The sequence below is a fragment of the Psychrobacillus sp. FJAT-21963 genome (assembly GCF_001420585.1).
Classification (GTDB): domain Bacteria; phylum Bacillota; class Bacilli; order Bacillales_A; family Planococcaceae; genus Psychrobacillus.
Map to the genome: position 1 here is coordinate 1 of NZ_LJIY01000035.1, position 6042 is coordinate 6042.

At 35.4% G+C, this 6042-nt stretch carries 3 protein-coding genes; all 3 read right to left on the reverse strand.

The window, feature by feature from the left end:
* Nucleotides 1-261: 261 nt before the first annotated feature.
* The 3 genes from AN959_RS20440 to gyrB all read right to left on the reverse strand — a co-directional run bounded on the left by AN959_RS20440 (nt 262) and on the right by gyrB (nt 5956).
* Nucleotides 262-1377 (reverse strand): HD-GYP domain-containing protein, encoded by a 1116-nt coding sequence (locus tag AN959_RS20440; RefSeq protein ID WP_371256597.1) that lies wholly within the window; start codon nt 1375-1377, stop codon nt 262-264.
* A gap of 103 nt (nt 1378-1480) precedes the next feature.
* Nucleotides 1481-4006 carry a DNA gyrase subunit A gene (gene gyrA / locus AN959_RS20445; RefSeq protein WP_053591126.1) on the reverse strand — a complete coding sequence of 842 codons (2526 nt, stop codon included), beginning with the start codon at nt 4004-4006 and terminating at the stop codon, nt 1481-1483.
* A gap of 27 nt (nt 4007-4033) precedes the next feature.
* Complete coding sequence (gene gyrB / locus AN959_RS20450; protein ID WP_053592251.1) at nt 4034-5956, reverse strand: DNA topoisomerase (ATP-hydrolyzing) subunit B; 1923 nt, start codon at nt 5954-5956, stop codon at nt 4034-4036.
* Nucleotides 5957-6042 lie beyond the last annotated feature (86 nt).

The following is a 6042-nucleotide window of genomic DNA, read 5'->3' on the forward strand; positions in this document are numbered from 1 at the left end:
ACTTAAAAAGCTCATTTTGTTTTGCTGGCATCATCATTAAATGATGTCAAAATTGTTTGCTATCCGACTAACCGAAGTTAGTCTATCAAGCTATATGTCTTAACGTTTTGCATGTTCAGTTTTCAATGTTCATGTTGCCGTCTTGTTTTGACGACTTCTCTATAATACCAAGATACGATACACATGTCAACACTTTATCTAAATAAAATATAAAACTCTTTCATTATCATTAAAAGTAAGGAAAGAGTTCTCTCTATATTATTATACAAGTGCTTCAATATAAACCGATCGTTTTGCATTTAAATCAATTATCTCACCATTTTCAGTTAATCGAATCATCGGTCGGAATGGTGAATCTCTATGTAAAAAAACTACTTCTCCTATTTCTCCATTCGATAAAAGTACTCGAGTTGAAATAGGTACTGCACCTACAAGAGATATTAAAGCATTTACAACTTGAATATTATACTTACCAAACTCTTCTTCTTTAATCATTTCTAATACTTTAAAAGGAGAACTTTTTGCTCGATAGATCCTTTCGGAAGTCATTGCATGAAAAACATCGGCAACAGCAATTATTTGTGAATAAATCGATACATTTTCCATTTTTTCACCCTTTGGATATCCGCTACCATCTAATCTTTCGTGATGTTGAAAAATAGCAAGCTTCATCTCAGGTTTAAGTAATGGACTATCTTTGATCATCTGAAAACTATAAATTGTATGCTTCTTAATCTCTGAAAAATCCGCTTCTGTTAAGTGAGACTTTTTATCTCTAATTTTTGAATTTACCTTTGCCATACCTGTATCAGCCATTAAACCGGCAGTTGCAATTTGAATAATTTCACCATTAGAATAGTTTAACTTCTTTGCTATCGCACCAGAAAGTATCCCTACAGCGATAGAATGATGAGCAATATATTTTTCTTTTGTAGAATAGTTATTTAAATAAAAAAGAGATTGTCGATCAGCCGATGCTCTTTCTACTAAAGGCATAATGATATTTCGTAGCCTAGCTACATCAACCTTCATTCCAGATTCCCATGCTAAAAATTCCTTATGATAATTACTAACGGCTTCGTTATATAATTGAGCAAAGTTTGTTTTAATTTCTGGTGCTTTATTTTCTATTATAGTTTTCTTGGCTTTTTCATCGTTTAGTCTCATTATCTCTTCATCAGATCTATTGAACATATTATCTATAGTTACTGGAACTTTGTTTATATTAAAAGCACGTAATACTTGTATATGCTCTCTCAATATTTTCGTATCTTTTCGAATAATAGGAGTCTTTGTATTTACTAAGATATCTTCCGCAATTGTGCTGCCTAATCTTAGTTCTTCTAGATTCTCTAATATATAATCCAATGTATTCACTCCTTTTGTCCTTTTAATTTCCTTAATTATACTAAATTTTCACGATTTTTGTATATGCAAAAAAACACCCCTAAGCAAATATGTTTGCTTAGGGGTAATTTATTTACTCATTTTCTTCGATTGATGATTCTTCTACTTCATTAATGGAATCCTCGGTCTCCACTTCATTTATAGAATCCTCTTCTCCTATTTCTTCATCATCTTCTTTTTTCACTTTAGCTACGGTTGCTATTAACTCATCTCCTGCTAATCTCATTAATCGGACACCTTGAGTGCTTCTGCCTGTTACAGAAATATCATTAACATCCATACGAATGAGCATACCATTTATAGTAATTAGCATTAAGTCTTCTGTTCCATCTACTGCCTTAACCGCACATAATGGGCCATTTTTTTCGGTGATTTGACAGGTTTTAACGCCCATTCCACCACGGCTTTGTAAACGGTATTCGGATTCTGGTGTACGTTTTCCGTAACCATTTTCAGTTACAACTAAAATTTCTTGACCAGGTTCAATAATTTCCATACCTACTACATAGTCGTCATCTTTTAGTCGAACACCTCTAACACCACTAGCGGTTCTTCCCATTGATCGAATATCTGTTTCTTCGAATCGAACTAATTTTCCTTGACGTGTTCCGATAATAATCTGCTTGTTTCCATCTGTTAAACGTACAGCAATCAGCTCATCTTCGTCACGTAAGGAAATAGCAATCAATCCATTTGCTCGAATATGAGCAAAACCAGAAACAGGAGATCGCTTAGTTACACCATGTTTAGTCGTGAAGATGAAATAATTATCCTCTTCAAATGATGCCATTCGGATCATCGCTGTAACTTGTTCATCTCTTTCGATACCTAGCAAGTTAACAATCGGTAATCCTTTCGCTGTTCTTCCGTATTCAGGAACTTCAAACCCTCTTGCACGATACACTTTACCTTTGTTAGTGAAAAATAAGATTGTATCATGGGTAGATGTGTACAATAGATGCTCTACAAAATCATCCTCGTTCGTACCCATCCCTTGAACTCCACGGCCACCACGTTTTTGACTCTTGTACGTATTTGCAGGTAATCGTTTAATATACCCTTTATTTGTTAAAGTTAAAACAGAATTTTCAACTGGAATCAAGTCTTCATCCTCTAAAACTTCTGCTCCTCCTGCAACAATTTCAGTTCTACGTTTATCGGCATAACGATCTTTTATTTCTGTAATTTCTTCTCTAATAATTTCAAGTACTCTATATTCATTTGCTAATATAAACTTCAACTCTTCAATTAATTTAACTAATGAATTATATTCTTCTTCAATTTTGTCACGTTCCAAACCAGTCAAACGTTGTAAACGCATATCCAGGATTGCTTGAGCTTGTCGTTCAGATAAATTGAATTTCTCCATTAGTCCATTTTTCGCTTCTTCTCCTGTTTGAGAAGCTCGAATTAATGCAATGATTTCATCAATATGATCTAACGCAATACGTAAACCCTCTAAAATATGTGCTCGATCTTCAGCTTTATTTAACTCAAATTGTGTACGGCGACGAATAACTACTTTTTGGTGTTCAAGATAGTAGTAAAGCATTTCTTTTATGTTTAAGACTTTTGGTTGGTTATCTACAAGTGCTAGCATATTTACACCAAAACTAGATTGTAGAGCAGTTTGTTTATATAAATTATTTAATAATACATTTGAGTTAGCATCTTTTCGAACTTCTATAACAATTCGCATACCATTACGGTCAGATTCATCTGCTAAATGGGTAATGCCATCAATTTTTTTATCTCGAACGAGCTCTGCGATTTTCTCGATTAAGCGTGCTTTATTTACTTGGTACGGTAATTCTGTAACGATAATTACTTCTTTACCACTCGCTTTTTGTTCAATTTCAACCTTAGCACGAATTAAAACTGATCCTCTACCTGTCTCATAAGCGCGACGAATACCACTTCGCCCTAAAATGATACCACCAGTTGGAAAGTCAGGACCTGGAATAATAGACATTAGCTCTTCAATGGTAATTGCAGGGTTCTCAGATAATGCTAGAACTCCATCAATTATTTCTCCTAAGTTATGAGAAGGGATATTAGTTGCCATCCCTACTGCAATCCCAGAAGCACCATTTACAAGCAAGTTTGGATATCTACTAGGCAATACTACTGGTTCTTTTTCTTGGCCATCATAGTTATCTTTATAGTCGATTGTGTTTTTATTGATATCTCGCAACAACTCTAGTGCAATCTTAGACATACGAGATTCTGTATAACGCATGGCAGCTGCTCCGTCTCCATCAACAGACCCAAAGTTACCATGGCCATCTACTAACATATAACGATAACTAAAATCTTGAGCCATACGTACCATCGCTTCGTAAATAGAGGAGTCACCATGTGGATGGTATTTCCCCATTACGTCTCCTACTATACGAGCAGACTTTTTATGAGGCTTATCCGGTGTATTCCCCAATTCTTGCATACCATATAAAATTCGACGATGAACGGGTTTTAAGCCGTCACGAACATCTGGTAATGCACGGGATACAATTACACTCATTGCATAATCAAGGAAGGAAGTTTTCATTTCTTGACTAATATTGATCCCTTTAACACCTTTATTCGGTATTTCCGACATTCTCAAGACCTCCAGTCACACACTTACTTAAATATCTAAATTCTTCACATATACTGCATTTTCTTCTATAAATTGACGTCTTGGTTCTACGTCCTCACCCATTAATTGTTCAAATACAGCATCAGCTTCCATTGCATTATCTAAGTTTACTTGAAGCAATGTACGAACATCTGGATCCATTGTCGTTTCCCAAAGTTGGTCTGCATCCATTTCACCCAAACCTTTATATCGTTGAATATTAGGTTTCGATGTTTTAGGTAAACGATCTAAAATTTCTTTTAATTGTTCGTCGTTATAGCAATATTCTACATGCTTCCCTTGTTTTACTTGATATAAAGGTGGCTGTGCAGCATATACATAACCTGCCTCGATTAAAGGTCTCATAAAACGGAAGAAGAAAGTAAGTAATAAAGTACGAATATGAGCTCCATCGACATCAGCATCGGTCATAATAATAATTTTGTGGTAACGGGCTTTTTCTAAAGTGAATTCTCCGCCTATTCCAGTACCTAATGCAGTAATCATCGCTCGAATTTCAGCATTTCCAAGTATTCTATCTAAACGTGCTTTTTCCACGTTTAATATTTTCCCACGTAATGGCAAAATAGCTTGGAAGTGACGATCTCGTCCTGATTTTGCTGATCCACCGGCAGAGTCACCTTCTACGATGTACAGTTCACTTTCTGCAGGAACACGAGATGAACAATCCGCTAATTTCCCAGGTAGACTTGAAACTTCTAAAGCTGATTTTCTTCTTGTAAATTCACGAGCTTTTTTTGCGGCAACTCGAGCTCTTGCAGCCATCAAGCCTTTATCGACTATTTTTCGAGCAACCTGAGGATTTTCTAATAAAAATCGATCAAATCCTTCGGAAAATAAGCTGTTCGTAATAGTACTAACTTCTGAGTTTCCTAGCTTAGTTTTAGTTTGTCCCTCAAATTGAGGATCTGGATGCTTAACAGATACTATCGCAGTTAGTCCTTCACGAACATCATCACCTGATAAATTGGTATCTGCCTCTTTTAACAAACCATTTTTTCTAGCATAGTCATTGATGATACGAGTAAGGGCTGTTTTGAATCCTGACTCGTGTGTTCCACCTTCATACGTATTAATATTATTTGCAAAAGATAATATATTAGATGAATATCCCGCATTATATTGCATAGCAATCTCAATAGAGATTCCTTCTTTTTCACCCTCAACAAATATTGCTTCTTCTGTAATAGGTTCTTTTGATTTATTTAAATCTTCTACGTATGATTTTATTCCGCCTTCATAATGATATTTAATGGACTTTTCTTGGCCTTCCCTTTCATCCGCAATTGTAATTTGTAATCCACGATTCAAATAAGCCAATTCTCGAACACGATGAGCCAAAATATCAAATTCATACACAGTTGTTTCGGTAAAAATTTCAGCGTCCGCTTTAAATCGTGTTGTTGTTCCATTCTCTTCGGATTCTCCGATAACTTCTAATGGGGAAATGACATCTCCACGTTCAAATTTAATACGATGAATTTTTCCATCTCTCTTAACATATACTTCTGTATACTCGGAAAGTGCATTTACAACAGAAGCACCAACACCATGTAGTCCACCGGATACTTTATAGCCTCCACCGCCAAATTTACCACCAGCATGGAGAACAGTCATGATAACTTCAACAGCAGGCTTACCCATTTTTTCTTGTGTGTCGACAGGGATACCTCGTCCATTGTCTTCTACTCGAATCCAATTGTCTTTTTCTATTGTAACAATAATATGATCACAATAACCTGCAAGTGCTTCGTCAATACTGTTATCAACGATTTCCCATACAAGATGGTGAAGTCCCTTTGAACTAGTTGTACCAATATACATACCCGGACGTTTTCTAACAGCTTCTAGTCCTTCTAACACTTGTATCTGATCAGCATCATAATGTGATTCTAATTCTTTTTCTTCCATAGCCAACTTGCTCACCCACTCTTTCATTACTTCAATAATGGTGAATAAAAAATTATTAATATATTTAAAATCCTAAAAACTAATAT

Bases quoted from the DNA above. Each gene is read 5' to 3' on its own strand.
- gyrB (WP_053592251.1), bottom strand. From the start codon at position 5,956: ATGGAAGAAAAAGAATTAGAATCACATTATGATGCTGATCAGATACAA.
- gyrA (WP_053591126.1), bottom strand. From the start codon at position 4,006: ATGTCGGAAATACCGAATAAAGGTGTTAAAGGGATCAATATTAGTCAA.